This window comes from Faecalicoccus pleomorphus DSM 20574, assembly GCF_000420345.1.
Taxonomy (GTDB): domain Bacteria; phylum Bacillota_I; class Bacilli_A; order Erysipelotrichales; family Erysipelotrichaceae; genus Faecalicoccus; species Faecalicoccus pleomorphus.
The window spans coordinates 97,457-124,359 of sequence record NZ_ATUT01000003.1 but is presented as its reverse complement, the minus strand read 5'-3'; the positions used below and the strand labels follow the sequence as shown (position 1 = coordinate 124,359).

At 40.1% G+C, this 26,903-nt stretch carries 29 protein-coding genes and 1 tRNA gene; 21 read left to right on the top strand and 9 right to left on the bottom strand.

Features of this window, described 5'->3' with window-relative positions:
• The coding region (locus G413_RS0103035; RefSeq protein ID WP_027969016.1) for a transposase at nt 1-298 on the top strand (298 nt) is incomplete at its 5' end.
• A gap of 328 nt (nt 299-626) precedes the next feature.
• On the opposite strand, the gene G413_RS0103030 is transcribed toward G413_RS0103035, so the two are convergent.
• Nucleotides 627-715, bottom strand: a tRNA-Ser gene (locus G413_RS0103030).
• An 84-nt stretch (nt 716-799) separates the two neighbouring features.
• On the opposite strand from G413_RS0103030, the gene G413_RS0103025 reads away from it, so the two are divergent.
• Nucleotides 800-1,963 (top strand): cation diffusion facilitator family transporter, encoded by a 1,164-nt coding sequence (locus tag G413_RS0103025; protein ID WP_022789464.1) that lies wholly within the window; start codon nt 800-802, stop codon nt 1,961-1,963.
• Here G413_RS0103025 and G413_RS0103020 read toward each other — a convergent pair.
• Both G413_RS0103020 and G413_RS0103015 read right to left on the bottom strand, forming a co-directional pair.
• Nucleotides 1,960-2,715 carry a DeoR/GlpR family DNA-binding transcription regulator gene (locus G413_RS0103020; protein ID WP_022789463.1) on the bottom strand — a complete coding sequence of 252 codons (756 nt, stop codon included), beginning with the start codon at nt 2,713-2,715 and terminating at the stop codon, nt 1,960-1,962. The two genes, G413_RS0103025 and G413_RS0103020, sit on opposite strands and share 4 nt — an antisense overlap.
• Nucleotides 2,716-2,968: 253 nt before the next feature.
• A complete protein-coding gene (locus G413_RS0103015; RefSeq protein ID WP_027969015.1) occupies nt 2,969-3,757 on the bottom strand; it encodes a purine nucleoside phosphorylase YfiH/LACC1 family protein in 789 nt (262 codons plus the stop codon).
• Between the two features lie 139 nt (nt 3,758-3,896).
• Here G413_RS0103015 and hrcA point away from each other — a divergent pair, with 139 nt between their 5' ends.
• The 4 genes from hrcA to dnaJ are packed head-to-tail and all read left to right on the top strand — an operon-like array spanning nt 3,897 to nt 8,474.
• The gene (hrcA, locus tag G413_RS0103010; RefSeq protein ID WP_022789461.1) at nt 3,897-4,940 is read left to right on the top strand and encodes a heat-inducible transcriptional repressor HrcA; all 1,044 of its coding nucleotides are present in this window, start codon (nt 3,897-3,899) and stop codon (nt 4,938-4,940) included.
• On the top strand, nt 4,918-5,484 hold the full coding sequence (gene grpE / locus G413_RS0103005) for a nucleotide exchange factor GrpE (RefSeq protein WP_022789460.1): 567 nt from the start codon (nt 4,918-4,920) through the stop codon (nt 5,482-5,484). Before hrcA ends, grpE begins: the two co-directional genes overlap by 23 nt.
• A 14-nt stretch (nt 5,485-5,498) precedes the next feature.
• Complete coding sequence (dnaK, locus tag G413_RS0103000; RefSeq protein ID WP_022789459.1) at nt 5,499-7,304, top strand: molecular chaperone DnaK; 1,806 nt, start codon at nt 5,499-5,501, stop codon at nt 7,302-7,304.
• A gap of 54 nt (nt 7,305-7,358) precedes the next feature.
• Nucleotides 7,359-8,474 (top strand): molecular chaperone DnaJ, encoded by a 1,116-nt coding sequence (gene dnaJ, locus G413_RS0102995; RefSeq protein ID WP_022789458.1) that lies wholly within the window; start codon nt 7,359-7,361, stop codon nt 8,472-8,474.
• 37 nt (nt 8,475-8,511) lie between these two features.
• Here the strand turns inward: dnaJ and G413_RS0102990 are convergent, their stop codons facing one another.
• Nucleotides 8,512-8,919, bottom strand: a complete 408-nt coding sequence (locus G413_RS0102990) for a hypothetical protein (RefSeq protein ID WP_022789457.1) — start codon at nt 8,917-8,919, stop codon at nt 8,512-8,514.
• Between the two features lie 132 nt (nt 8,920-9,051).
• On the opposite strand from G413_RS0102990, the gene G413_RS11695 reads away from it, so the two are divergent.
• From G413_RS11695 to G413_RS10790, 4 genes are all read left to right on the top strand, one after another.
• Nucleotides 9,052-9,966: a serine/threonine protein kinase gene (locus tag G413_RS11695; protein ID WP_162138393.1), complete on the top strand. Its 915-nt coding sequence runs from the start codon at nt 9,052-9,054 to the stop codon at nt 9,964-9,966.
• A gap of 112 nt (nt 9,967-10,078) precedes the next feature.
• Nucleotides 10,079-10,597 (top strand): DUF4352 domain-containing protein, encoded by a 519-nt coding sequence (locus G413_RS10800; RefSeq protein ID WP_022789455.1) that lies wholly within the window; start codon nt 10,079-10,081, stop codon nt 10,595-10,597.
• A gap of 15 nt (nt 10,598-10,612) precedes the next feature.
• On the top strand, nt 10,613-10,894 hold the full coding sequence (locus tag G413_RS10795; protein WP_022789454.1) for a hypothetical protein: 282 nt from the start codon (nt 10,613-10,615) through the stop codon (nt 10,892-10,894).
• Between the two features lie 25 nt (nt 10,895-10,919).
• Nucleotides 10,920-11,639: a prolipoprotein diacylglyceryl transferase gene (locus G413_RS10790; protein ID WP_022789453.1), complete on the top strand. Its 720-nt coding sequence runs from the start codon at nt 10,920-10,922 to the stop codon at nt 11,637-11,639.
• Between the two features lie 49 nt (nt 11,640-11,688).
• Here G413_RS10790 and G413_RS0102965 read toward each other — a convergent pair whose 3' ends face one another.
• The 5 genes from G413_RS0102965 to G413_RS0102945 form a co-directional block, all read right to left on the bottom strand.
• Nucleotides 11,689-11,976 carry a GNAT family N-acetyltransferase gene (locus G413_RS0102965; protein WP_338066702.1) on the bottom strand — a complete coding sequence of 96 codons (288 nt, stop codon included), beginning with the start codon at nt 11,974-11,976 and terminating at the stop codon, nt 11,689-11,691.
• Nucleotides 11,977-12,026: 50 nt separating this feature from the next.
• Entirely contained in the window at nt 12,027-12,866 is an 840-nt protein-coding gene (locus G413_RS0102960; RefSeq protein WP_022789451.1) for a pirin family protein, read from the bottom strand.
• 2 nt (nt 12,867-12,868) lie between these two features.
• Nucleotides 12,869-13,285, bottom strand: a complete 417-nt coding sequence (locus tag G413_RS0102955) for a MarR family winged helix-turn-helix transcriptional regulator (protein WP_022789450.1) — start codon at nt 13,283-13,285, stop codon at nt 12,869-12,871.
• Between the two features lie 123 nt (nt 13,286-13,408).
• Nucleotides 13,409-14,464, bottom strand: coding sequence for a helix-turn-helix domain-containing protein (locus G413_RS0102950; protein ID WP_022789449.1), 1,056 nt, complete (start codon nt 14,462-14,464; stop codon nt 13,409-13,411).
• A gap of 94 nt (nt 14,465-14,558) precedes the next feature.
• Nucleotides 14,559-15,005 carry a PaaI family thioesterase gene (locus tag G413_RS0102945; RefSeq protein ID WP_022789448.1) on the bottom strand — a complete coding sequence of 149 codons (447 nt, stop codon included), beginning with the start codon at nt 15,003-15,005 and terminating at the stop codon, nt 14,559-14,561.
• Nucleotides 15,006-15,086: 81 nt separating this feature from the next.
• On the opposite strand from G413_RS0102945, the gene G413_RS0102940 reads away from it, so the two are divergent.
• From G413_RS0102940 to G413_RS0102890, 11 genes are all read left to right on the top strand, one after another.
• Complete coding sequence (locus tag G413_RS0102940; RefSeq protein WP_022789447.1) at nt 15,087-15,611, top strand: DUF986 family protein; 525 nt, start codon at nt 15,087-15,089, stop codon at nt 15,609-15,611.
• A gap of 8 nt (nt 15,612-15,619) precedes the next feature.
• Nucleotides 15,620-16,021 (top strand): PTS sugar transporter subunit IIA, encoded by a 402-nt coding sequence (locus tag G413_RS0102935; protein WP_027969011.1) that lies wholly within the window; start codon nt 15,620-15,622, stop codon nt 16,019-16,021.
• 220 nt (nt 16,022-16,241) lie between these two features.
• The gene (locus tag G413_RS0102930) at nt 16,242-17,345 is read left to right on the top strand and encodes a glycosyltransferase family 4 protein (RefSeq protein WP_022789445.1); all 1,104 of its coding nucleotides are present in this window, start codon (nt 16,242-16,244) and stop codon (nt 17,343-17,345) included.
• Entirely contained in the window at nt 17,342-18,391 is a 1,050-nt protein-coding gene (locus G413_RS0102925; RefSeq protein ID WP_022789444.1) for a lysylphosphatidylglycerol synthase transmembrane domain-containing protein, read from the top strand. Before G413_RS0102930 ends, G413_RS0102925 begins: the two co-directional genes overlap by 4 nt.
• A gap of 8 nt (nt 18,392-18,399) precedes the next feature.
• Nucleotides 18,400-20,361 carry a glycosyltransferase gene (locus G413_RS0102920; RefSeq protein ID WP_022789443.1) on the top strand — a complete coding sequence of 654 codons (1,962 nt, stop codon included), beginning with the start codon at nt 18,400-18,402 and terminating at the stop codon, nt 20,359-20,361.
• The gene (locus G413_RS0102915; RefSeq protein WP_022789442.1) at nt 20,358-21,287 is read left to right on the top strand and encodes a 3'-5' exoribonuclease YhaM family protein; all 930 of its coding nucleotides are present in this window, start codon (nt 20,358-20,360) and stop codon (nt 21,285-21,287) included. Before G413_RS0102920 ends, G413_RS0102915 begins: the two co-directional genes overlap by 4 nt.
• Nucleotides 21,284-22,588, top strand: a complete 1,305-nt coding sequence (rimO, locus tag G413_RS0102910; protein ID WP_022789441.1) for a 30S ribosomal protein S12 methylthiotransferase RimO — start codon at nt 21,284-21,286, stop codon at nt 22,586-22,588. The genes G413_RS0102915 and rimO overlap by 4 nt, the downstream gene beginning before the upstream one ends.
• Complete coding sequence (locus G413_RS0102905) at nt 22,573-23,052, top strand: DNA-deoxyinosine glycosylase (RefSeq protein ID WP_022789440.1); 480 nt, start codon at nt 22,573-22,575, stop codon at nt 23,050-23,052. Before rimO ends, G413_RS0102905 begins: the two co-directional genes overlap by 16 nt.
• On the top strand, nt 23,045-23,545 hold the full coding sequence (locus G413_RS0102900) for a dCTP deaminase/dUTPase family protein (protein WP_022789439.1): 501 nt from the start codon (nt 23,045-23,047) through the stop codon (nt 23,543-23,545). The genes G413_RS0102905 and G413_RS0102900 overlap by 8 nt, the downstream gene beginning before the upstream one ends.
• Before the next feature lie 146 nt (nt 23,546-23,691).
• Complete coding sequence (locus tag G413_RS10785; protein WP_022789438.1) at nt 23,692-25,353, top strand: Na/Pi cotransporter family protein; 1,662 nt, start codon at nt 23,692-23,694, stop codon at nt 25,351-25,353.
• Between the two features lie 82 nt (nt 25,354-25,435).
• Nucleotides 25,436-26,896: a DUF1846 domain-containing protein gene (locus tag G413_RS0102890; RefSeq protein ID WP_022789437.1), complete on the top strand. Its 1,461-nt coding sequence runs from the start codon at nt 25,436-25,438 to the stop codon at nt 26,894-26,896.
• Nucleotides 26,897-26,903: the final 7 nt, after the last annotated feature.

Here is a 26,903-nt window from a genome sequence, read left to right as displayed (position 1 = left end):
CATCGATAAGTGGAAACACAAATATCCATCAATGGTGAAAAGTCTCAGCAACAATGACTATCTGTTTACATTCTATGATTACCCAGAAAGTGTTAGGCATACGATTTATTCAACAAATCTGATTGAAGGAAACAATAAACAATTAAAACGAAGTTTCAAAAAGAAAGAACAATTTCCAACGGAAAAATCTGAAGAGAAATACCTTGTGATTCAATTCAATCGTTACAACGAGAAAAACATGAATCACGTACATAGAGGTTTTGGACAAACAACTAGAGAAGATTGGTTCAAGAGCTAATCTGCTTTACCAAGGATATACTTTTACACATAATTCTTGACGCTACCCTAATTTTGAACGAGATTTAAGCAGTTTGAATTGACATGAGGCATTTATACTAAGTATGGAAAAAAGCTTTATGTAAATCTTGGTTTTGTAGGTAAAGTCCTCTATCATCTGCATTGTGATCCTTTTTCGACAGATCGATTTATTTTCCTTCATATAAAAAAAACTCCTTTCGAACTGCTTAAATAGGTTCGAAAGGAGACGACCTTTAAAACGTAAAAAAGCAGTAAATTACTAATCATACACTAGTTTTTACCGCTTCAATTTTTTGAAAAAATGAATATGGCGGAGACGGTGGGATTCGAACCCACGTGCCCGTGAAGGCAACTCGATTTCGAGTCGAGCTCGTTATGACCACTTCGATACGTCTCCATGCCCAAGTATTGTACCATAAAAGTAAGAATAACGTAACTAAAATTGATTGAATGCCTTAAAGTGTTTTGATACAATCGCGGTATGGTAAATTTATTAGTCAAACGATTTGTAAAAGATTATCAGAACACGAAAGATTCAGGTGTTAGAAGTGCTGTAGGAAGACTATGCGGTTTTATTGGGATTTTAGCTAACCTGTTTTTATTTGTGATCAAATATGTTATCGGAGTGATTGTCAATAGCGTTTCCATTCGTGCCGATGCGATCAACAACTTGTCCGATGCCTGCAGCAATATCATTTCCATCGTCTCTTTTGTTGTATCTAATAAACCGGCGGATGAGGATCATCCTTTTGGCCATGAGCGAAGTGAAACCATTGCTTCCTTGTTTGTGGGATTGATCGTAGGATATATCGGTATTGAAATGGCTAAAGAAAGTATCGAAAAGATCCTGCATCCTTCAGCGATTGATTTTCGTATTGTTACACTTGTGATCTTAGGCATTTCCATCGTCGTTAAATTATGGATGTATGCCTACAATAAAAAACTTTCTAAAGTATATGATTCTTCTTTGTTGGAGGCTACGGCACTAGATTCGATCAGTGATGTCATGGGAACGGGTGCTGTCTTTTTATCGACATTGATTTCTCCGTTAGTTGGATGGAATTTAGATGGGTACATGGGTATTATCGTTTCATTCATTATCTTATATAATGCTTATACCTTGATTCGTGAGGTTTTAAATGCGCTATTGGGAGAAGCGCCAGACCCGAACTTGGTGAATAAAATAGATCGCTTTATCTTAAAGAGCCCGGAAGTATTAGGCGTTCATGATTTGATGATTCATAATTATGGACCCAATCGGTTGTTTGCCAGTGCACATGTGGAAGTCGATGCTTCGGATGATATTTTTAAAGTGCATGATGCCATTGACAATATTGAAAGAGAAATCAAAAAAGAGATGGGTATTGAACTGGTTCTACATATGGATCCTGTCAAAGTCAATGATCCGTTGACTGAGCATTATAAAAAGCTTGTCGCCGATGCGATACAAGCTTTGGGTGTTTCCTGGAATTTTCATGATTTTCGTATCGTATCCGGTCCAACACATGTCAATCTGGTCTTTGATCTGGTCATTCCGTATGATGAAACAATGACTCCTTCTCAAATTGAAGAAAATTTATTGGCGCACATCAAATCGGATAAAAAAGTATATCTTGTATTAACAATTGATCATCCTATGGCTTAGACCTGGATGATCTTTTTTATATCTTTGACAAGATTTAAATCGTCCTGTGAAATTTCATTGGTCACAAGCATATCAAATTCGCGGAATTTACAAAATGTAAAAGGGGCTTTGTCATGAAACTTGGAACTGTCCGTGACCATGATCAACTTTTCGGTTTGATTCATGACATGTCGTTTAAATCCCAGTTCATTGATGTTGGTGGAAGTAAAACCTTCACAGTCTCTAAAGCCGTCAGTTCCCATGATCGCTAGATCGATATGTACATGATCAATGATTTCAATGGCAAAGGTTCCATAGGCGCGTAATCCAGCATTATAAATCATACCGCCGGTAAAGAGAATATCGAAATTAAAGGCAGCGCATTGTTGGGCTAACGGTAAAGAATTCGTTACGATGGTCAAGCTTTTTTTACCCTGCAAAGCAGGAATCCCTAGCAGAACGGTGCTTCCAGAATCCAAAAAGACAACCGAACCATCCTGGATCTCGTTCAAAGCACGAATGCCGACTCGTTTTTTTGCTTCTGCATTTTCCTGATTTCGAAATAGTAAAGGTGTTTCCTGCATCGGATTTTGAATACGGGCATAGCCGTGTTCTCGAATCAGTAAAGACTGTGCTTCCATCTCACTGATATCATTACGTAGGGTTTCCGGTGTGACACCCAATCTTCTGGCAAGATCGATTACGCGTACTCGGCTTTCTTCTAATAAAATCTGACGAATCTTTGATTGACGAAGTTCTTTTTTTCTGGACATATCCATTCCTCTTTTCAAATGTATTATAGCGAAAGATGGAAAGAATAGAAAATTTTTGTTCAGAAGATTTTATGTTTAAAAACTTTTTGAAAAACGATTTTAAATATTTTGTTTCATCGAAATAACAAGGATAAATTGTTTTTTTATGGGTTTTAGCTACAATGAGTTTGTCCATGAGGACCACTAATCATATCTGTATCCTCCTAATACGGATACAAATTATTCATCCTTTGCCTGAAAAGGCATAAAAACCTCAATGCGAGGTTTTTTCTTTTATATAGCCATAGGTGAAATGTTCACCACATTTAGGAAATTCCTTTAAACGGTTGTTTCTGCGATAACTAAATCCGTTATCTATATTGGTTAGCGTATCGATGGAAGATAGATGAATGTTTTCTTTTGTGATACCGGCATTGATCAGCATCTGGGCATTGATTCCCTGATTGTCTAATAAAGCTTTTTCGTTAGACACTCTGCGAATAAATATAGAAGTGTCTATAGGCAGCTTCTGTATCTGTTCTATGACTTCCATGCCTACTTCCAAAGAATCAAACTGCAGGCTGGGGCTAAAAAAAGCCTGTGTAGTTTTGGGATGGATAAGCTGATTTTGAATTAGGTGATCTACGGTTTTTGCGGTGATCTGTTGTACGGTTCCTTTCCATCCAGAGTGGATCACACAAAGACAAGGCGTTGTTTCATCGACCAATAAGATACCAACACAATCGGCGGTAAAGACACCGATCAATACATTTGGCTCGGTTGTATAAAGGGCATCGACATCCATGATGCTGGTATGTTTATCAAAGGCCCCCTTTCCTTTATCTTTTGATGTAACATGGTAAAAATGATCGGTATGTTTTTGCCATGGCAAAGCCCAGTTTTCTAAAGGAATCGTGATCTTTTCCAACTCTTTTCGATTGGATAATACACCTTGTTCATCATTACATACGTGCAAAGCCATGTTGTTTTGATCGGGACGAGTCGTATCTTTTAGTGACACAGCCCCATAAATGGTTGTGTTTATAAACTCTATTTGTTTCATGTTTCTATTGTAGCAAACCAAAACAAGAAAAAGCATTTAAAATTTCTTGAATTTTTAGCACTAATATCTTGCGTTTGCTAAAGAATATGATATACTGTTAGCAGACAGAGAACAAGAGTGCTAGAAAGGGGCCTTGGATATGGAACTGACACAACGTCAAAAAATCATCTTTAAAACGATCGTCGATGAATTTACACGATGTGCAGAACCAGTCGGCTCAAAGACTTTGATGAAGCTGTTGGATTTTCCAGTATCATCCGCTACGATTCGTAACGAGATGGCAGTCCTTGAAAAAGTGGGCCTGCTGGAAAAAACACATACATCCAGCGGTCGTGTTCCCAGTCAAAAAGGATATCGGTACTATGTAGAGAATCTGATGGAAACCAACCTGGATGCCAATGTGAAACATTCCTTGCAGCAGGTATTTTCCGAAAGACATTATTCATTGGATGAAGTTGTAGAAAAAAGCTGTGATATCTTAAGTCACATGACCAATCTAACGAGCATCGTCTTAGGGCCGGACAGTCGTTCACAAAAGCTTCAGCATGTACAGCTGATTCCGATCAGTGAAAAAAGTGCGGTAGGCATTATCGTGACCGATCAGGGCCATACAGAGAATAAAGTCTTTGATTTTGGTACAGAAGTATCGGTACAGGATATTAAGACATGTACGGATTTGTTGAATGATCAGCTGGTAGGAACACCAATCAGTGAAGTTGTTGACAAGATGAAAGAAATCGAGCCTTTGATGGCAGCCAAGGTTGTTCGTCACGAAGTGTTGTTTGAAGCTTTTGTGACAGCATTTATGCGATTTGCCACAGAAAAGGTCAAGGTTTCCGGAAGAAGCAATATGTTGTATCAACCGGAATTCAGCGATTTAAATAAGCTGAAAGAGCTGATGGCTGTATTGGAAAGCTCCAGCTTATTTCATCAGTGGACCGATCAAAAAGATAATGTGGCGATTCAGATCGATCAGCGAAATGAGTTGTTGCAGATTGGAGATTGTTCGGTCGTTACGACAAAATTTCATTACAACAACGATGAGGAAGGGCAGTTGATGGTCGTAGGGCCAAATCGAATGCAGTATTCCAAAGTGGTTGCCCTGATGGATTACATGTCCAGCGTGATTGAAGATGTCTTTGCACAAAAAGGAGGCGGAAATGACGATGAGCAAAAAGAATGAGAAAAAAGAAGAAAAAAAGATGGAAGAACAGCCGGAAATCAAAGAACAGAATGATGCGGACAAGGAAGCGAATGTCGAAGAAGTCAATCCTTTAGAAGCAGAGATCGAAAATTTGAAAGAAGAATTGGCAAAGGCTAAAAACGATGTAGCTCGTGCCTATGCCGATACAGAAAATATGAAAAAGCGTCTGCAGAATGAAGCGGATATGACAAAGAAATATCGTTTCCAGCAGGCCGGACTGGAACTTCTTCCAATCTTGGATGGTATGGAAAGAGCTTTGATGGTTCAAAGTGAAAATGAAGAAGTTTTAAATTATGTCAAAGGATTTGAAATGATTCATCAGCAGTTAGTCAATGTGCTAACAAATGAGGGAATCAAAGAAATTGAAGCAATGGGACAACCTTTTGATCACAATACGATGCAGGCTTTGATGCAGGAAGCCAAGGAAGGTGTAGAGCCGGGAATGGTTATCGAAGTGATGCAGAAAGGTTATATGTTAAAGGATCGTATATTAAGACCTGCCTTAGTGAAGGTAAGTGAGTAAAGGAGGAATCGACTATGGCAAAAATTATTGGTATTGACTTAGGTACAACAAACAGCTGTGTAGCTGTCATGGAAGGTAAGGATTCAAAAGTAATCCCTAACCCGGAAGGCAATCGTACAACACCAAGTGTTGTAGCATTTAAAAACGGAGAACGTATTATCGGTGATGCCGCTAAACGTCAGGCAGTTACCAACAAAAATACGATTTCATCCATTAAACGTTTGATGGGTACAAACCAGAAAGTAGAAGCCGAAGGAAAACAATACACACCACAGGAAATCAGTGCGATGATCCTGCAGTATTTGAAATCTTATGCAGAAGATTATTTAGGAGAACCTGTCACAAAAGCAGTTATCACTGTACCGGCTTACTTCAACGATGCTCAGCGTCAGGCTACTAAAGATGCCGGAAAGATCGCCGGATTGGAAGTAGAACGTATTATCAACGAACCAACAGCGGCTGCTTTAGCTTATGGTATTGACAAGACAGATAAAGAACAGAAAGTTTTGATCTACGACTTAGGTGGAGGAACATTCGATGTTAGTATTCTGGATTTGGCCGATGGTACTTTTGAAGTATTATCGACAAACGGTGATACACACTTAGGTGGAGATGACTTCGATAACGTATTGGTTGATTGGATGGCTGATACATTCAAGAAAGAAAACGGAATTGACTTGAAACAAGATACAATGGCCTTACAGCGTTTAAAAGAAGCAGCTGAAAAGGCAAAGAAAGATTTAAGTGGTGTTATGCAGACACAGATCAGCTTGCCATTTATCTCTGCCGGAGCCAGTGGTCCATTGCACTTTGAAGCTACATTAACACGTGCTAAATTTGATGAAATGACAAAATCTTTGGTAGATCGTACAATGATTCCAATTGAAAACGCATTGCGTGATGCCAAATTGTCTAAGAGTGATATCGACCAGGTATTGTTGGTTGGTGGATCCACTCGTATCCCGGCTGTACAGGAAGCTGTACGCAAGGCATTAGGTAAAGATCCTAACCATTCTGTTAACCCGGATGAAGCCGTTGCCATGGGTGCTGCCATTCAGGGTGGTGTTATCTCCGGCGATGTAAAAGACGTATTGTTGCTGGATGTTACACCATTGTCATTAGGTATCGAAACTATGGGTGGTGTTATGACAGTATTGATTCCACGTAACACAACGATCCCAACAAGCAAATCACAGATTTTCTCAACCGCTGCGGATAATCAGCCAGCTGTAGATATCAAGGTATTACAGGGTGAACGTCCAATGGCTGCCGATAACAAAGAATTAGGAAACTTCCAGTTGACAGGTATCGCACCGGCTCGACGTGGTGTGCCTCAAATCGAAGTTACCTTTGATATCGATGCCAACGGTATCGTTCATGTCAGCGCTAAAGATAAGGGAACCGGAAAAGAACAGTCTATCACGATCCAGAACTCCAGCGGATTAAGTGATGATGAAATCGATCGTATGGTTCGTGAAGCCGAAGAACATAAGGCCGAAGATGAAAAACGTAAAGATGAAATCGATTTACGTAACCGTGCCGAAGGATTCATTGCACAGATCGATGCGATGTTAGAGGATGGCAAAGACAAAATCGATGCCAAACAGGCAGAAGAAACGAAAAAATTGCGTGATGACTTGCAGAAATCTCTGGATGAGAATAATATGGAAGATGTCCGCAATAAATTAGAAGCTTTGGAAAAGGCTGCACAGATGGCTGGTCAGCAGATGTATCAGCAGCAGGCTAACCAGGGCGGACAAGACAACACAACGCACACTAACGATGATGTTGTCGATGGTGAATTTACCGAAAAACACTAATTTTTAAAGTTCTAGCTGCTGCTAGAACTTTATCATGAGATAAGGAGGGAAATCATGGCTGAAAAAAGAGACTATTATGAAGTACTGGGCGTTGCCAAAGATGCCACAGAGGATCAGATCAAGAAAGCCTACCGAAAGTTGGCCATGAAGTATCACCCGGATGTAAACAAGGATCCAGGGGCTGAAGATAAATTTAAAGAGATCAATGAAGCCTACGAGGTCCTTAGCGATAAAGATAAACGTGCCCGTTATGATCAGTTTGGACATGCCGGTATGGACGGTGCCTTTGGTCAGGGCGGATTCCAGGGTGGATTCAGTGACTTTGGGGACTTGAATGATATTTTCGGTTCTTTCTTTGGAGGCTCCGGATTTGGCTTTGGAGGTTCCTCCCGAAGAAGTGCCAATCAGCCTCGTCAGGGGCAGGATCGCTATATGCAGATGCGTATCGATTTCATGGATGCGATCTTTGGCAAAACCGAAACCATTACTTTAGAAGTGGATGAACAATGTTCGCATTGCCATGGCAGTGGAGCCGAACATCCTGAAGATGTACAGACGTGTCCGACATGTCATGGTAGCGGCTATGTCATGACACAACAAAGAAGTATGTTTGGTGTGATTCAGCAGCAGTCCGTTTGTCCGGATTGTCATGGAACCGGTAAAAAAGTTACGCATGTTTGCCACAAATGTCATGGCAAGGGCTATGAACATAGACGCGTAAAGCTGGATATCAAGATTCCGGCCGGCATTTCTACCGGTCAACAGATTCGTATCGCAGGCAAAGGAGAACGTGGATCCAACGGTGGACCTAATGGGGATCTCTATATCGAAATCATCGTACAGCCACATTCTACCTTTAAACGCGAAGGAAACGATATTTATATCAAAGTACCAATCAGTGCTTTGGATGCGACAATCGGAACCAGTGTACAGGTACCGACCGTATATGGTGATGTCGAGTTGAAAATTCCGGAAGGAACACAGCCTAATACAAAATTTCGTTTGAAAGGTAAAGGTGTCAAAACTTCTCGTCAAACAGGTGATGAATTTGTTGAAGTGATGATTGAAATTCCAAAGAAGCTGACGCGTAAAGAACGTGACTTATATGAACAGCTTCGTAAAGGGCAGAAGGAAAGCCCGTTTGAGCGTTTTAAAAATTCATTTAAATAGAAAAAGTACTGAAATCTAAAATGGTTTCAGTACTTTTTTAATCCAATGCATCAAAACCTTGGGCAATTAGAAGCTCATTGGTCTTGAATAAGTTATAGTGATGTTGTAAAGCATAGATCAAGATCGCATCTTTTTTTACCTTGGCATACAATAAGCCATTATTGCTTAACGACAACAAGTTATTGGTGTCATGTAAATCCAAATGCATGGCCAAAGCCAGCTGAATGATCTTATCTTTACTTCCTTTTTTAGTGCCATTACAAATTTGATACGCATAATTTTTCTGCATATTGGTTTGTGCGATCACTTCACTTTTTTTAAGTCCTTTCTTTTCCAGACAAGCTTCCAAGTAAGAAACAAAGTCTAAATCAGGAATAATTTCTAAAATGTTTTCTAATGGAGTGTTTTGATTTAAAAGGGTGATAAGTTGTGTTGTTGAAATCATAATAAGTACCTCTTAAAAGTATGGTAAAATAAGAAACGAAATCAGGCAATAAAAATGGTTCCCTCTTTAGTTAAAATCGTTAGTACGTTTAAAGACACAGACACGAAGAAAATTTATCTGATACAAAACAAAATGGATCAGACTTTTTTTGTGCAGCGAAAGATGAAGCATGCCGATTATTTTGTGTATAAAACACTGCAGGAACATCCGATACAGGGAATACCGAAGATATACGATATACAAATTGAAGAAGAATGGTTAGTTATCACAGAAGAGTTCATCCAGGCGCCTACACTGGCCGAGTTGCTTCCATTTTCAGAAAAGGAAGCGGTCAATATTGTTTGTCAGCTGTGCGACATTTTAACGTGTCTTCATCAATTTCATCCGCCGATCATCCATCGGGATATCAAACCGGAAAATATTTTTTATCAAGATGGAAAAGTCATCTTATTTGATTTTGATATTGCCCGTTTTTACGATCCTTCAAAGATAAGAGATACAACATTATTAGGAAGTGTCGGTTATGCGGCACCGGAACAGTTTGGATTTGCCCAAACCGGCGTACAAAGTGATGTTTATTCCTGTGGGAAACTCTTGCAGGTACTTTTGACAGGACGGTTGGATCTAAGTGTAAAGGGACGTTTTGAAAGAATCATTCGAAAAACCTTGAGTATGGATCCTAAAGATCGATTTCAAAGTGCGGCGCAGTTAAAAGCCGAGCTTCAGGAAATTGGATGGATATTTCCGGGCATCAATAATCGAAGTCGTAAGGGGAAGGTTGGTTCCTGGATCGGATGGATTTTTAGTATTTGTGTTGTTTTATCGATCAATATACAAAAGAATACGTCTTTTAAACATGATAGCTTGTATTTAATCGCATGTTTTTTAGTCTTAGCCCTTTTAGAACTAGTCATCTGTAATCGCCATAAAGTACAAAAATATGATTTACCACTCATACGATGGGGCATACTTTCCTTGATGTATTTTCTTCTTTTGGTGATAGGAATCGGTATCTTATCTCTTTTTGATATGATGCTGCCAGCATAACAATTTTACTTCTGCATTGTCTATAGTTAAGGCAGGCAGAAGTTTTTTTATTCCCTTTGTTTGACAGATTTGGCTCATGGAAAGGGGTAAAAGTACTAAGGAGGATTTTGTGATGAAGAAATTAGGATATGCTTTACTTTGTAGTGCTATGGTGTTTGGAATAACGGCTTGTGGACCGTCGGATACATCAAGTAAAGATGATTCGGCAGATGAGAAAGAAGTAGAAGAACAAGAAACGAAATCAGAGTATGGAGTCAATGAAACAGCGGATGTAGATGGCGTAAAATACACCGTCACTGGTGTAGAAAGAAGTTCCGGTTTTAGCTATAACACGCCAGAATCTGGAAAAGAATATGTAATCGTGTCTGTAACAATTGAAAATGGATCGGATGAAAAAATTGATTATAACCCTTACTACTTTAAGATGTTAAATTCACAGGGACAGGAAGAATCCACAGCTTTTGTGGTTGATTTAGAAAACGAATTGAATTCCGGTGATTTGGCTGCCGGAGGTAATGTATCCGGTAAGTTATGTTTTGAAGAACCGGCAGGAGATACAGGTTTAAAACTAAATGTATATGCGGATATCTTCAGTGATGATCCAACATATGTATTTAATTTGAATGTGTAGAAAGTAGGAAATATTATGAATGAACAACCATCAAATGGAAAAGCGATTGCGGGACTGGTTCTTGGAATCGTATCGATTGTATTGATTTTCTTTGGTGCGTATGGTGCTATTTTTGGGCTGATTTGTGGCGTGGTTGGTATTATTCTTTCCATCAAGGCAAGAAATGAAAACCTAACAGGCATTGCTACGGCCGGATTTGTATGCTCCATTATCGGAACCGTATTATGTGCTGTGGGCTTTGTCGCCTGTGCTTGTCTGTTAGGCGGACTAGCCAGTGTAGGAGCTTCACTACAATAAGAGCCATTGTGCTCTTTTTTTGTCTATGGCACAAATTCAATTAGGACCTATAGTGCTTTCTTCCTATGCGTTTTTTGCACTGTGTGGAGCCTTTGCCTGCTTAATCTATGGCTTGTTTTGTATTCCTAAAGCACAAAGAGAACAGTCCGCCTATCTTTTGTGCTATGCCGGAATCGGCGCATTGGTAGGAGCTAAACTTCTCTATATTCTAGTTTCTTTACCGGAAATCTCGGCCCATATGGACCAATGGATCTACTATGTTTCTTCCGGTTTTGTATTTTATGGAGGTCTGTTAGGGGCTATCATAGGAAGTGTTTTCTATTGCCATGAATTTCATAAAGATTCCTATGGACAGACAAACGTTTTAGTACCGATGATTCCTTTATTTCATGCCTTTGCTCGTATCGGCTGTTTTTTCAGCGGTTGTTGTTATGGCGCGGAAAGTGAATTTCTCGGACTTCCTACTTTCTCCGTCTATGCCAATCCCATGGAAACAAATCGTATTCCGGTACAGCTGATAGAAGCTGGCATGGAATTTCTACTTTTTCTTTTCCTTCAATTTTATAAAGAAAATCGTCTATATGCTTATCTGGTTTTTTATTCCATAGGGCGTTTTCTATTAGAATTTTGGCGAGGCGATCCACAAAGAGGAATATGGATTTTATCCACTTCACAATGGATATCCATAGGGATTTGGTTTTTCTTGAGCCTAAGATTTATACAGAGTTATCATCACACAAAATAGTGTGTGAAAATATGGCAAAAAAACACGAGTTTCTGGCTCGTGCTTCTTTTTAATGTGTTGTTAATAGCTCTTGATGATCCGGGTTTGCTTCTATGCGTTTTTTGGCATAAGAACAAGTCGGATAAAGGAGGATGTGACGATTTCTGGCTTCGGATACGATCCGATCAACTAATTGACCGGCAATTCCCTGTCCACCATAAGTTGAATCGACAAAAGTATGATTGATATTCCACTCATCGGGGATGCCCGTTGTGTAGGTGCATTCACCGATACACTTTTCTTGGTCATAAGCTGCACTGCGATGCTTTTCGGGTTCAAATTGAATTTTAATCATAATTTCATCTCCTTTTTGTCTTGGAAATATTTCACATAGAACATTTTAATCTATCAATATTGTGCCTTTTCTTTGATGAACTGTCCAGTCTGCAGATCGGTAAATGCCTGTTCCAGTTCTTTTTGTGTATTCATAACAATTGGCCCAGCCCAGGCGATAGGTTCTTTTAATGGCTTAGAACGAATAAAAAGAACTTGCGAGGGAGTATGATGACTCTTTAAATGAATGGATGTACCTGGTGTTAGGCGAACTGCTGTTTTTTCTTCAATGAGAGTATCCCCTACAATCACATCGCCTAATAAAGTAAATATCATGACAAAATCATCCATTTCGGTGGATAGTTCTAAGCTTCCTTCTTGATCAAAGTGAATATCATAATAATCGATGGGCCAATGTTCTCCTTTATAACCTTGTATATCTTTGTACGATGCGGCTAAAACACGAATCTTTCCGGCATCGAATGAGACTTCCGGGATTTCTTCTTTTTTAATACTGTGATAGGTTGGCTGACTCATTTTTTCATGAGCGGGTAAGTTTAGCCACAGCTGCACGCCTAATAAACGATCGGCAGCTGGTACCATTTCTTCATGCAGAATACCGGAGCCGGCATTCATCCATTGGACTTCACCATCACTAATGGCTTCTTCGTTTCCTAACGTATCGCGATGCACCATTTTTCCACGTGATAAATAACTGATGGTTTCAATCCCTCGATGCGGATGCATTGGGAAACCGGCAATATAGTCTTTAGGATTCGTGCTGTCAAAAGAATCTAACATCAAAATAGGATCAAATTCTTCCATCGTTTGATTTCCCAGCACTCGAACTAAGCTGACACCGGCTCCATCAACTGTGCGATAGCCTTTGATTTTTGTTTGTACTTTTCTTTCCATATTTATTTTCCTCCCAGTTTTTTTAGTAAATGAATCAATTCTTCTTTTTCATCTTCAGATAGATGCGAACAGTATTGTTCAATTTGTTTTAGATTTTCCGGTAAGACTTTTTCCACCAGGTCTTTTCCTTTGTCTAAAAGATGCAGTTTTGTGGCTCGTTTATCTTGTGGATCTACCATTTTTTGAATGTACTGTCGACGTTCTAAGTTTTTTAAGATCGTTGGCATAGTTCCGGTAGAGCTAAGGATCTTATCTTGTACTTCTCCGATACGAAGATCACCTTTACTGTACAAGACTTCCAAGACACCAAATTGGCTGAGCGTTATATGGTGTTTCAAAAGCAGCTGTGCCGTTTGTCTATGCAGGGCATGAACATTACGGGATAATCCAATCAAAATCTTTGCGTTCCTGTTTTCCAAAAATCCACCTCCAATTATGACCTGTTTATTGTTTTGGTCATTATCTCGATATAGAGATAATATAGTATTTCACTAGGGATTACAATGAATATGCTCCAATAAAAAAAGACCTGAATATAGGCCTTAGGATTTAAAATATTTTACATATGCGGAAAGTAGAGAATAGATCAAACCGGCGATAGCCCAAATGATCCAAGTATACTCCCAATTTCCTGTCCAGAAAGATAGGAGCAAATAGATTATCGTGATACTGATCCAAAACAAAGAAGCGATTGGCTGCATGATCTGATCGGCTTGTTTTTGATTGGTCGTATGTTCTCCGGTTTGTAAAAGAACATCAAATCCGGATTGAACGATGATAGCATATACGATCAGGGCTACACCGGCAGAAACAATCAAGAGCATCAATGCCGGCGCTAAGGCAACAAACAAGCCTTGTCCCTGTGCTTCTACCTGTATGGAAGCACCTTGGATTTCTATGAACGGTACAGAGAAACCATCGGCAAAAATGGGTGGAAGAATACTTAATATACATAACATGATTCCAAAAGCGATGCAGGCGGTATAGATGGAACGAAACTCTTCCTTTTTCTTTTCTACGATACCTTCTACACCATACAGAAGCTCTAATTCTTCGCTTCTTAAATATTTGAATCTATTCATAGTTAAGTGCGATGTCACAAAAACAACGACCGCAATCGCAACAAAGATAAATAAGGATGCCGCTCCCAGTGCTTCCCCGGCTTCCAAAGAAAGAGGTAACACTTTTTGTTCAGCCAGTGCGGAAATACAAATCACAGAAGAAAAACTCAAAATACAAAGCACGACACCGATCATGATCTTAAAGGCGTACTTACGCTGTGCTTTTAAAAATAGGTCGGCATCTTCTAAGGAAACCTTACAAACCTTTCGCTTGGTTTCTGTACCCCATTTGGAAAACTTTGGTGGTTCTGCTAAAGAAGGAGCAGAGGTGTCTTCTTCCATTTCATCTTTTAATAAGTAATCGGTCGATACATCAAAGATCTGTGATAATTTGATGATCTTATCTAAATCTGGTAACGAGGAGCCGCTTTCCCATTTGGATATGGATTGGCGCGATACTCCTAACTGACTGGCCAGTTCTTCCTGAGACCAGTTGCTCTCTTTTCTAAGTTGAATAATTTTATCGGCGAATATCATAATTTTGCCCTCCTTGATGGCTTTATTACATCAAAAAATCTAGTAGCAGACCACCAAACAGGCTTGAAACTTTGTCAACTAGCGGTTGCATCGTCTATTTTTGGGCATGTTCCTGTACTTTTTTGGCTTTGATTCGATCGGAATCTAAGAAAAACATCGTAAAGGTAGCACGAGATAAAAGGGTGTTTCGATCGTTAAAAATAAAGACTTCATAGACACCGGTCGTTCTTCCCCGACTGATCTCCTGTGCAATACCAATCAGTTTTCCACCTTTTCCGGGTTTGATATAGTTGATCGTTCCGGTGAGTGTCACACTGTCTCTTCCACTGGCAAAGCTGGCAGCTCCGGCAACAGTATCAGCCAGTGAAAACAAAGCGCCGCCATGTACAAAGCCATGCACGTTTAAGATTTGCTCATCGATGATCATCTCCACTTTGGCATAGCCTTCTCTGACCTCGGTTACCTTCATATCGTTGCTTTGAAGATACATGGAAGAGCTGTTTAAACGCTTCATAAGTTCTATATTATTTTCCGTTTCCATAAAGTTCCTTCTTTCTTTTACGCCATTGTAGCATATTTACTTTTCAAAATGATATAATGTCAGAAAAAGGAAGGAAGCAATATGGAAGGGAACAGTATTATAAGCATTATCGTCACCATATTATTTATCGGAATTTCATTGTTTACAATCTATGAAATCGCCAGGCGATATCAACGCTATCAAAAAACGTTGCAGGAGTTTCAAAGCGCTCATTCGAATCATGAGGATATCGATCTATCGTTATGGCCAATGGTTGGTATGATCGTTTTGGCCGTGTTGATCTTTATTGTATGCGGCGTTACTTTAACCACAGGCATCGAGGCATCTTATACAGTCATTTATGTTTGCCTGGGCATCTTATTTCTGGCTTTGGCAGTGGATAATCGCATTCGATATCGCTGTTCCTTTGCCAAAGATGGTTTCTTTTATGAAGATACGTTTTATCGGTTTAAGGCTTTGCGCGATATACAGTTTAAAGAAGGTTTATTTAAGAAAAGCTATCTGGTGATCAGTGCCGGCAGTCAGGAGATTCCCTGTACGTATAAGATCGGTAAGATCATTCAGGAAAAACAAACCCAGTGGAAAAAAGAGAAAAAGAGAAAGTAGGAAAGATTATGCGAAATATTGTATTGATAAGTCATGGTGAATTGGCGCAAGGTATGCATTCTGTTGTGAAAATGATTGCCGGTGATCGAAAAGAAGTGTATTCAATCTGTTTGAAGCAGGATATGGATGCCGGTCTTTTTATGGAAGAATGTGAAAAAGTATTTTCTTTAATTCCGGAAAACGATCAGATCATTTTACTGACGGATATCCTGAGCGGCTCGCCGATCCTTAATGCCCTTTCGGTCTTGGAAAACAAGAATCGGGAGGAGCAGACCATCGTTATCGGTGGCATGAACATGCCGATGGTTTTAGAAGCGGTGTTTAAAAAGGATCACATTGAAGATTTGCATTTGTTAAAGGAAACCTTGATTGAAGAGGCAAAAAAGGGAATCAGTGGGCTTGTAAAATAGTTTAAATGACTATCACAAACTCTCACATATTCTGTCCATAACAATCTCAATATTGTTTTGTATAGTATAACCGAGCCAAGGATAGAGGCTCACTTCATAATCAAAATTCCCTTTCTTAAAAACTTTCCGGAAGAGCGCCTGTTTATTGTAGCGATAAATAGGCGCTTTTCCTTTCTAGGAGTTATTTGTTATAATAGGATAAACGAAAGCGAGTGTTACAGTGAAAAACGCAAAATTAAAACTGATTATGTATTCCAGTGCCGATAAAATTGATGGACAGGGCGTTGGTAGTGCTTATGAAGAACAGGTATCCTTGATCAAGGAAGGTGCGAATGACTTGTTTGATGTAACCATCAATGATTGGACCAGTAAACCGGATATCCAGCATTTTCATACGATCGATCCTACATTTTTTGTAAAGATGCAAGATAAAAAGGCTGTAAACATCGCCTATTGTCATTTTTTACCGCAAACAGTAGATGAAAGTTTGAAGATTCCTTCGCCGTTCTTCAAGATCTTCTCAAACTATCTGATTACTTTTTATAAATCGGCTGATCGTTTGGTTGTGGTCAATCCCATTTTCATCGAAGATCTTGTGAAGCTGGGAATCCCCAGAGAAAATGTGTACTATATTCCTAATTATGTTTCCAAAGAAAAGTTTCATCCTTTAGGGAAAGAGGCACGAGATGCGTATCGTGAAAAATTGGGAATCGATTCGAATGCTTTTGTCGTTTTAGGAGCCGGTCAGGTTCAAACGCGAAAGGGTGTACTGGATTTTGTGGAAGTGGCTAAAAAAATGCCAGATACAACCTTTGTATGGGCTGGTGGCTTCTCTTTTGGTGTGATTACGGAAGGCTATGAGGAATTACACAAGCTGCAAAAAAATCCGCCGGAAAATGTTAAGTTTTTAGGAATCGTCCCTCGTGAGGAAATGGTAGCGCTTTACAATATGTCCGATGTCTTGTTTGTGCCAAGCTATAACGAGTTATTTCCTATGACGATATTGGAAGCCATCAACTTTAAAACACCTTTGGTCTTACGAGATCTGGAGTTGTACAAAGACATTTTATTTGGGCATCATATGCAGGCAAGTGATAACGATGGTTTTGTACAATGTTTGAACAAGTTAAAACAAGATCCGGAAATCTATGCGAAGTATCAGTTGGAATCACAAATTTTAAGTGAGTTTTACTCAAAAGAGCATGTTCTTCAAATGTGGCGTGAGTTTTATTTAAGCGCTTATGGTGAAAAACAGTATGCGCTTCGTCAAAAGAAGAAAAACAAGAATAAGAAAAAGAAAGTAAAAAAAGAGAAACGATCATGAAAAAAAGTAAATACGTGCTGAACTTTCTGATTATCTTCTTATTAACGATTGGCGTTTTATGGTTTGCCTTAAAAGATAATTATCGAGAAGTTCTGGAAGCAATCTCACAAATCAATATCTTTTCTCTGGTGATTATTTTATGCTGGGGTATCCTTTATACGGTCGTATGGGGATTTGTGTATTTTGTTCTGGGAAGAAAATATGTTCATAAGTATTCGGTGGGTAAAGGAATTCTGGTCGCATTTGTCGGTACTTTTTTTGCGGGCATTACCCCAAGCAGTACCGGAGGACAGTTTGCCCAGGCTTATATCATGAACAAACAAGGAATGAAGGTATCGGATGCGGCCAGTCTTCTCTGGGCTGATTTTATCATCTATCAGACGACGATGATGATCTATGTGACGATTTTGTTTCTGCTGCGGTTTGGCTATTACAGTGCCCAATCGGCATGGTTTAATGTGATTCTTTTGGGCTATGCGGTCAATGCGATCGTCATATTGGCGCTTTATACCATGGCGCTGTTTCCTAAGGTATATATTCGTTTGGCCGGCTTTTTTGCCCGTCTGTTAGGAAAGTTGCACATCTTAAAGAATCCGGAAAAGACAAGAGATTCCTGGAATCTGCAGATGACTTCCTTCACAAAGGAAATCAAGAGTCTTTCTACGGATATCAAACGTATCATCATTTGTGCCCTGATCAATACAGTACGATTAACGCTGTTGTTTTCATTGCCGTATTTTATCGGTTTGGCCCTTCATATTCCGTTGGGAATCTCTTCGTTGTTGGATGTGATCGCATTAAGTAGCTTTGTTACCATGGCCAATAGCTTTATTCCGATTCCGGGTGCCAGTGGCGGAACCGAAGTTGTATTTAATTTATTGTTTACAGGTTTGATGGGCACTTTGACCAGTGCCGTGATGATCCTGTGGCGTTTTTCGACATACCATATTGTTTTATTATTAGGTGGAATCTGTTTTATGGGTGCTAAAAACTATTACATCCGAAAAGAATCGAAAGGAAAAGAAGATTCCATTCAGATACATTAGGAGGGTTTATGCGCATAGGATTGTTTACAGATGCCTATTTGCCGGATATCAATGGCGTTGTCAGCAGTGTTGCGACGTTAAAAGAGGCTTTGGAGAAAAAAGGGCATACTGTTTATGTCGTATCCAATCATAAAGGAACAAATATTGTGATGGAGGACCATGTTCTTCGTTTGGGAGGACTGGAGCTTAAAAAGTTTTATGGATATAAGATGTCCAGTCCGATTCAGATCGGTGCGGAAAAATATATTCGCGATATGAATCTGGATGTGATTCATGTACAAACGGAAGCCGGTGTAGGCATCTTTGCCCGTCAGATGGCAAGACAACTACATATTCCGCTTGTTTATACGTATCATACGATGTATGAGGATTATACGCACTATGTCAATCCTCTGGATATCGAAACAATAGAAAAGATGGGACGTAAAGCCGTACAGTCCCTATCACGAATGTTGGGAAATGGGGCACAGGCTGTGATCGCTCCCAGTGAAAAGACAAAACAAGCTTTGATCCAATACGGTGTGACGACTCCTATTTACATCGTGCCTACCGGGTTGGATCTTTCTTTGTTTGAAAAAGACAAGCTGGACCAAGAGCGTATCGAACATCTTCGGGAAGAAATCGGCCTGCGAAAAGAAGAGCATGTCGTTGTCTTTGTCGGTCGTATCGCCAAAGAAAAATCCATTGATATGCCTATTCGCGCCATCGCCAAAAGCAGCGATCCACATTTGCATCTGGTCATAGTTGGTGGAGGGACCGATGAAGACTACTACAAAGAAATTGCGGCACAGTGTAATGTGGAAGACCGTGTTCATTTTTTAGGGAAGAAACCCAAGGAACAAATTGCCTATTACTATGCGGCTTTTGATTGTTTTGTTTCCGCTTCTTTGACCGAAACACAAGGCATGACGTACTTGGAAGCTTTGGCAACCGGATTGCCGATCTTTGGGCGTCGTGATGAGGTGTTAAGTGAATTGTTGGAAGAAGGACAGACCGGCTATTACTTTGATGATGAAGAAGAATTGTTGCGCAAATGGGAAACGTATTTTTCTTTATCGGATCAGGAAAAACAAGAAATGCAGGTACAATGTGTAGAAAAGACAAAGCCATATTCGACAAGCATGTTTGCCTCTAAGGCATTAGCTGTCTATGAACAGGCCATCGATTCGTATCATCGTGCCTTTACCGTAGAAAAGGTAAAGATGGTCGATGATTTTGTGAAGCTGACCTTAAAACGAGACAGTGATGAAGAACCGGTGACATTACGATTGCCGGTCGATGATTATTTTGATTTAAAAATTGCTTTGCGAACGGAACTGGATGCCTATATCGTAGAAGACTATCTGGCAATGCAGAATTACTATAAAGCGTACAGCATATTAAAAAAGAAGGTCTTTCAAAAAGATCATACAGTCTATCAAATTAAAAAAACGGCTATGCGAAAGCTGGATCTCAGTCAGGAAGAAGCTGAAAGTATTGTAGAGGAATTTGAGAAACGTCATTGGATCGATGATCGTCAATATGCCTTAGACAAAGTACAGGTTTGGTCTACGTATGGATATGGGAAAAAGAAGATTGCTTCCAAACTTAAAGAAGCCGGTGTAGCACAGTCTTATATTGAAGAAGCCTGTGCGCAGGTGGAGCAGGAAGATGAGCTGAATGCGGCCATGAAAAGTGCCCAGCGTATCATGGCTACGATCCGTGAACAAAGCGATCGCTTGAAAAGACAGACGATCATACAAAAATTGATCTCAAAGGGATATTCGGTCGATGTGGCCAAACAAGCCGGTGATTCCATTGAACTGGATGGAGATGAAAAGGAAGCTTTATATCTTAGTCTAAAAAAGGCAAAGCGTATGTATGCATCTTTGGAAGAGCCGAAAAGAACCAATAAGATTCGTATTTATTGTCTGCGTAAAGGGTTTTCTGTCATGCAGATCGATGAAGTATTAGAAAGTGAGTCAAAATGATAAAGGATATAGTAAAAGAAGGGCCGATTACTTTAGAGTGTTTGATTGCCCGATGTGAAAGAGGAAAGACAGCTAAGAATACACCATATCTTTCACTGGCTTTAGAAGATTCAAGTGGTACATTGGATGCTAAATTCTGGAATCTGACAGAGGAAATGATTGCACAATATACGACAGGAATGGTCGTAGAAGCGCATGGTGATATCTTATTTCATCGCAATGCGATCCAATTGCGTGTGCGTAAGCTGATTCCTTTGGAAGGAAAAAATGTCAATGATTATGTACAAAATGCGCCCATGAGCAAAACAGAAATGGAAGAAGAAATCATGGAAGTGGTCTTAGCAATGAAAAATGAGACGCTTCAGAAGGTCGTTTTGCGTATTTTAGATCAAAAACAGGAAGAATTTTACAGCTATCCGGCAGCTACCAAGAATCATCATAATTTTGTGGGAGGACTTGCCTACCACACTTTATGCATGCTTCGTATGGCTAAGCATGTAGTTAGCGAATATACTTGGCTGGATGCCGATCTTTTGTATGCGGGTGTCCTGCTGCATGATGTCGGAAAAACCGTTGAACTATCACAACCGGTCTTGCCGGAATATACGATGGAAGGAAATCTTCTGGGTCACATCAGTATCATGGCATCCTATATCGATCAGGTAGCCAGGGAAGAAGGCGTACAGGATGAAGAGTGTGTGACTTTGTTGAAACACATGATATTAAGTCATCATGGAAAGATGGAATTTGGATCACCGGTTTTACCGATGATTCCGGAAGCAGAAGTCTTAAACTTGTTGGATAATCTGGATTCACGCTTATATATGATGAAACAGAGTCTGGAGCAGACAAAGCCGGGGCAGTTTGGGCCACGTGTCTTTGCCTTGGAAAATCGTATGATTTATCGAAAGAAGGATGAAGAATGAAAATAGGATTTGTATCACTGGGATGTTGTAAAAATCTGGTGGATTCGGAAGAAATCATGGGAATGCTGCAGGCAAACGGGCATCAGATCATTTCCAATCCGGCACTGGCAGATGTGATCATCATCAATACATGTGGCTTTATTGAATCGGCTAAGGAAGAATCCATTTCGACGATTTTTGAAATGGCTAAATATAAAGAGAAGAATTTAACGAAGCTGATCGTTTGTGGCTGTCTGGCCCAGCGTTATACACAAAGTCTGGAAGAGGAAATCCCGGAAATTGATGCGGTGATCCCGATTCGTGATTATGGACAATTTGCCAAGCGTTTGGAAAAGGTGCTGGATGGCTCTTTTGATAAAAATATAGAACCAGATCAAAGAGTGCTGACATCTTTGCCATATCGGGCGTATTGTAAGATCAGTGATGGCTGTTCCAATCATTGTACATATTGTGCCATTCCACTGATTCGTGGGGATCAAAGAAGCAAGTCAATCGAAGAAGTCATGAAAGAAGTCCGACATTTAGCTTCGATCGGTGTAAAAGAGCTGACATTGATTGCCCAGGATACGACTAAATATGGTTTGGATAACTATGGAAGCTTACAACTGGCCCATTTGATTCGAGAAGTCAATGCGGTAGAAGAACTGCACTGGATTCGTATCTTGTATATGTATCCGGATGAAATCGATGATGAACTGTTAGTGGCGATGAAGGAATGTGACAAGGTATTACCGTATTTTGATATTCCTATGCAGCATGCCAATACGCGATTGTTAAAAGCGATGAATCGTCGTGGAACCAAGGAAGATGTCAAAGTACTGGTTGAGAAAATACGCTCGATGTTTGATCAACCTACACTTCGTACGACGATGATCGTTGGCTTTCCTGGCGAAACCGAGGAAGAATTTGAAGAGATGGTTTCGTTCATTCAGGATATTGAATGGGATCGTATGGGTGCTTTTACATACTCCAAAGAAGAAGACACACCGGCATATTCGATGGACGGACAAATCGATGAAGAGGTGGCCAACCGTCGTTTATTGAAACTGATGGCTATACAGGAAGAAATATCTCGTAAAAAAAGTCAGGAAAAAGTAGGATCTGTGATTGAAGTCCTTGTCGAAGAAAAAGAAGCGTTAAAGAACCGATATCGTGGACGTTCCAAAGCTGATGCACCGGATGAAGTGGATGGACAGGTCATTTTTACATCGGATCGAGAACTGGAAATCGGAAGCTTCGTATCTGTAGAGATTACAGAAGCAAAGACGTATGATTTGATTGGAATATGTCGCGAATCATAGGTTTTGATCCCATCACGCATCCAGATGATCACATTTTGATCCTGGGCTCCATGCCAAGCGTGGAAAGTCTAAAACAATCGTTTTATTATGCCAATAAGACCAATCGCTTTTGGAAGATGTTAGAAGTGATCTTTGATCAGGAAGCAGACACAATTGAACAACGCTTACTTCTATTAAAACAAAATCAGATTGCCTTGTGGGATGTTTGTCATTCGTGTTTACGTAAGACTAGTGCGGATGCGGACATACGAGATGTGATGCCAAATGATATTGAACAACTCTTAAAAGAACACGCTTCAATACAAAAAGTGATCTGTAACGGAAAAACGAGTGCTGCATTAATGAAAAAGTTTTATAAGGATATACCGATCGTGGTGTGTCCTTCTACATCAGCAGCCAATGCCAGATATTGTTTGAACGATTTAGTAGAGATCTATGGAAAGGAATTGAAAGATCATGAATAAAATTTATTGGGCAAAAGTAAAAGAACAGGCGATCATTCCGACAAAACGAGAAGAAGATGCCGGTTATGATCTGTATCCTTGTTTTGAAGAAGATTATATAGAGATTGCCCCTTTGACGACCAAGCTGGTACCTTTAGGGGTGGCCAGTGCCTTTGATGCGAATTATGTGCTGATTCTAAAGGAAAGAGGCTCTTCCGGTACCAAAGGCTTGGCACAGCGCAGCGGTGTTATTGATTCAGGCTATCGTGGCGAATATATGGCGCCGGTAACCAATGTCAATAATAAGCCGATTCGCATTGCGAAAAAAGAAGTAGTCGATACATGGAGCGACTATGAAAAAGAACAAATTTTGATCTATCCTTATGAAAAAGCCATTTGTCAAGGTGTGCTTTTAGTCATGCCTTCTTTAGAGAGCGAAGAGATTTCCTATGAAGCCTTACAACAGATAGAATCCCAGAGAGGATCAGGTCGTTTAGGAAGTTCCGGTAAATAGTTTTGTTAAGAAGAGATTAAGGTTTGGTTAATCTTTTGTAAAAATTTTTATTGCAATCCATAGCTTTGCCTTTTATTATGTAAGAGGATATGCGCACTGCGCTATCATACAATTTTATCAATTTAGACGTTGATGAGGAGAGAGTTATGGACATATCTTTGGTTTTGGGGTTACTAGGAGGACTGGCCCTGTTTTTGTATGGGATGCAGATGATGTCCGATGGTCTGGAAAAAGCAGCCGGTGACCGGTTGAAGACCATCCTGGAAAAGCTGACATCCAATCGTATTCTTGGTGTTATCGTGGGGGCTGTGATCACAGCCATCATTCAATCCAGTAGTGCTACAACAGTCATGGTTGTTGGATTTGTAAATGCCCGTTTGATGAGCCTGCAGCAGGCTGTTTGGATCATCATGGGTGCCAATATCGGTACGACCATCACCGGACAGCTGGTGGCACTGAATGTCAGTGAGATTGCACCGCTGATTGCCTTTGCCGGTGTCGTATTGATCGTATTTTTAAAGAATCCAAAGCTTCATTATTTTGGGTCGATCATTGCCGGTCTGGGTATTTTGTTTATTGGTATGGATATGATGTCCACCGCAATGGAGCCATTACGTGAATCCGAAACCTTTATTTCACTGATCACGAATTTCTCCAATCCGGTCATCGGTATTTTGGTGGGTGCTGTATTTACCGCCATCATTCAGAGCTCTTCCGCTTCTGTTGGTATCTTACAGGCATTGGCACGAAGCGGTTTGATTGGTTTGGATGGAGCCGTATTCGTATTGTTTGGACAAAATATCGGTACATGTATCACCGCTGTGTTGGCATCGATTGGTACAGGCCGAGAAGCCAAGCAGACAACGATTATTCACTTGAGTTTTAATATCATCGGTACAATCATCTTTACTACGGTATGTTTATTGACACCACTCACTTCGGTTGTGGCCGGATGGTCACCGGATAATGCAGCTCAACAGATTGCCAATATGCATACGTTGTTTAATGTGGTCACCACACTGTTGTTGTTGCCGTTTGGAACTTATTTAGCAGCTTTTGCCCAGCACGTTCTTCCAAGTGAAAAGCTGTCTGTGGATTCCGAAGGTTTGATTTATCTGCAGCCATTACCAAAGAGTAATAAGCTGATTGGTCAGTCGGCCATCAATGTGCAGCAGGTCAATGATGAAGTCATGCGCATGATGAAACTTGCCTATACCAATGTATCGGATGCCTTTGATCAGTTGATCAACTATAAAGAAGATCGTTCCAAATCGATTCAGAAAAGAGAAGCGGCTGTTAACTTCTTGAATAGCGCCATTTCCAAATATATTTCTGATGCCTTTGGAAATGCCAATCTGAATATGGAAACATCCAAAGCACTGACGGCATATTATACGATGTTAGTTGATATTGAACGTATCAGTGATTATGCGATCAACATGGATCGTCAAGCTTTGGTGACGACAAAAGAACAGATGAGCGAAAACGAAAAACGTATTCTACGTAAGATGAAAAAACGTACATTTAAAATGTATGATTATATCTTTAATCTGCAAAAGGCAGATGACTACAACAATCAGATTGATGAGAACACACAAGAATGGAGAACAGCTCAGATCCAGGGCTTAAAAGACAAGAGCATTTCCAGCGAACTGGGAATTGCCTTCTCCAGAATCTTAACGGATTATGATCGAATCAATGATCATGCGGTCAATCTGGCTGAAGAAATCGATAAAATTGATGCCAGTCTTCATGAAACAATGATGGATGAAAAGATGATATCAAATCTGGCAGAAGAGAATGCATAAGGTCGTCAAGTACGACCTTTTTCTTTGTGCATTCAACGCCTGTATGTGATAGAATAGACATTGAAAATTTGAGGTGAAATAGATGAAAATTGGATTTGACAATCAAAAATATTTGGCCATGCAGTCTGAGCATATAAAAGAAAGAATCGGACAATTTGGTGATAAGTTGTATTTGGAATTTGGCGGTAAGCTATTTGATGACTATCATGCTTCCCGAGTATTACCGGGTTTTGAACCCGACAGCAAGCTTCAGATGCTGCTGCAGTTAAAAGATCAGGCGGAAATCGTTATCGTCATTTCGGCAAAAGATATCCAACAAAATAAAGTGCGCCAGGATCTGGGAATTACTTATCAGGAAGATGTTCTTCGTCTGATCAAAGAATTTCGTAAGGTTGGCTTATTTGTAGGCAGTGTTGTCATTACGCAATATACTGGTCAGAATCTGGCAGACAGTTTCAAACAGAAGCTGAAACGTCGTAAGATCAACTGTTATTATCACTACTATATCGATGGCTATCCGACGAATACACAGAAGATCATTTCTAAAGATGGATTTGGTAAAAACGATTACATCAAGACAGAACGTCCTTTGGTCGTTGTAACGGCGCCGGGGCCGGGTTCAGGAAAAATGGCTACTTGCCTTTCTCAACTGTATCATGATCATGTACATGGTATTAAAGCTGGGTATGCGAAATATGAAACCTTCCCGATCTGGAATCTGCCTTTGACACATTCGGTCAATCTGGCTTATGAAGCAGCCACAGCGGATTTAAACGATGTGAATATGATCGATCCATTTCATTTGGAAGCGTATAATAAAGTAACAGTCAACTATAACCGTGATATTGAAATTTTCCCGGTATTACGCAATATCTTTGAAGCCATTTACGGAGAAAGTCCTTATAAATCACCAACAGATATGGGCGTTAATATGGCCGGTTTCTGTATCAGTGATGATGAAGCCTGCCAGGATGCCAGTAAGCAGGAAATCATACGCCGATACTTTAATTCCAAAACACGATTTGTTCGTGAGCAATGTAAGGAAGAAGAAGTACATAAACAGGAAATGGTCATGAAACAGGCCGGTGTCAGTGAAGAAGATCGAAAATGTGTTGTGGCGGCTCGTCAAAAAGAAAAGGAATCTCATTCTTTCAGTGGGGCCTTAGAATTGGCAGATGGTACGATCGTTACCGGAAAGACAACGCATTTGATGGGCGCCTGCTCTTCAGTATTGATGAATGCGATCAAGCATTTAGCCGGTATTGAAGATGAAGCTTTGTTGATTGAGCCGGAAGCATTTGGTCCGATTCAGAAGTTAAAGACGAAATACTTAGGCAGTGTCAATCCAAGACTGCATACCAATGAAATTTTGATTGCGTTAAGCTTGAGCGCTCAATCTAATCCACTTGCCCAAAAGGCGATGGAGCAGTTAAAACAGTTAAAGGGAACACAGGCGCATATCACATGTGATGTAGCGCATGTCGATGCTTCAGTATATTCCAATTTAGGAATTCAAATTACGTTTGAGGCAGAAAAACATTAGGAGGCCA

Coding starts and splice junctions, on each gene's coding strand:
- G413_RS0102960 (WP_022789451.1), bottom strand. CDS start 12,866: ATGGAAAGAAAAGTACAAACAAAAATCAAAGGCTATCGCACAGTTGAT.
- G413_RS0102935 (WP_027969011.1), top strand. CDS start 15,620: ATGCGAAATATTGTATTGATAAGTCATGGTGAATTGGCGCAAGGTATG.
- G413_RS0102945 (WP_022789448.1), bottom strand. CDS start 15,005: ATGGAAACGGAAAATAATATAGAACTTATGAAGCGTTTAAACAGCTCT.
- grpE (WP_022789460.1), top strand. CDS start 4,918: ATGACGATGAGCAAAAAGAATGAGAAAAAAGAAGAAAAAAAGATGGAA.
- G413_RS10785 (WP_022789438.1), top strand. CDS start 23,692: ATGGACATATCTTTGGTTTTGGGGTTACTAGGAGGACTGGCCCTGTTT.
- G413_RS10790 (WP_022789453.1), top strand. CDS start 10,920: ATGGCACAAATTCAATTAGGACCTATAGTGCTTTCTTCCTATGCGTTT.
- G413_RS0102990 (WP_022789457.1), bottom strand. CDS start 8,919: ATGATTTCAACAACACAACTTATCACCCTTTTAAATCAAAACACTCCA.
- G413_RS10800 (WP_022789455.1), top strand. CDS start 10,079: ATGAAGAAATTAGGATATGCTTTACTTTGTAGTGCTATGGTGTTTGGA.
- dnaJ (WP_022789458.1), top strand. CDS start 7,359: ATGGCTGAAAAAAGAGACTATTATGAAGTACTGGGCGTTGCCAAAGAT.
- G413_RS0102905 (WP_022789440.1), top strand. CDS start 22,573: ATGTCGCGAATCATAGGTTTTGATCCCATCACGCATCCAGATGATCAC.
- hrcA (WP_022789461.1), top strand. CDS start 3,897: ATGGAACTGACACAACGTCAAAAAATCATCTTTAAAACGATCGTCGAT.
- dnaK (WP_022789459.1), top strand. CDS start 5,499: ATGGCAAAAATTATTGGTATTGACTTAGGTACAACAAACAGCTGTGTA.
- G413_RS0103015 (WP_027969015.1), bottom strand. CDS start 3,757: ATGAAACAAATAGAGTTTATAAACACAACCATTTATGGGGCTGTGTCA.
- G413_RS0103020 (WP_022789463.1), bottom strand. CDS start 2,715: ATGTCCAGAAAAAAAGAACTTCGTCAATCAAAGATTCGTCAGATTTTA.
- G413_RS0102920 (WP_022789443.1), top strand. CDS start 18,400: ATGCGCATAGGATTGTTTACAGATGCCTATTTGCCGGATATCAATGGC.
- G413_RS10795 (WP_022789454.1), top strand. CDS start 10,613: ATGAATGAACAACCATCAAATGGAAAAGCGATTGCGGGACTGGTTCTT.
- G413_RS0102950 (WP_022789449.1), bottom strand. CDS start 14,464: ATGATATTCGCCGATAAAATTATTCAACTTAGAAAAGAGAGCAACTGG.
- G413_RS0102925 (WP_022789444.1), top strand. CDS start 17,342: ATGAAAAAAAGTAAATACGTGCTGAACTTTCTGATTATCTTCTTATTA.
- G413_RS0102890 (WP_022789437.1), top strand. CDS start 25,436: ATGAAAATTGGATTTGACAATCAAAAATATTTGGCCATGCAGTCTGAG.
- G413_RS11695 (WP_162138393.1), top strand. CDS start 9,052: ATGGATCAGACTTTTTTTGTGCAGCGAAAGATGAAGCATGCCGATTAT.
- G413_RS0102915 (WP_022789442.1), top strand. CDS start 20,358: ATGATAAAGGATATAGTAAAAGAAGGGCCGATTACTTTAGAGTGTTTG.
- rimO (WP_022789441.1), top strand. CDS start 21,284: ATGAAAATAGGATTTGTATCACTGGGATGTTGTAAAAATCTGGTGGAT.
- G413_RS0102900 (WP_022789439.1), top strand. CDS start 23,045: ATGAATAAAATTTATTGGGCAAAAGTAAAAGAACAGGCGATCATTCCG.
- G413_RS0103025 (WP_022789464.1), top strand. CDS start 800: ATGGTAAATTTATTAGTCAAACGATTTGTAAAAGATTATCAGAACACG.
- G413_RS0102940 (WP_022789447.1), top strand. CDS start 15,087: ATGGAAGGGAACAGTATTATAAGCATTATCGTCACCATATTATTTATC.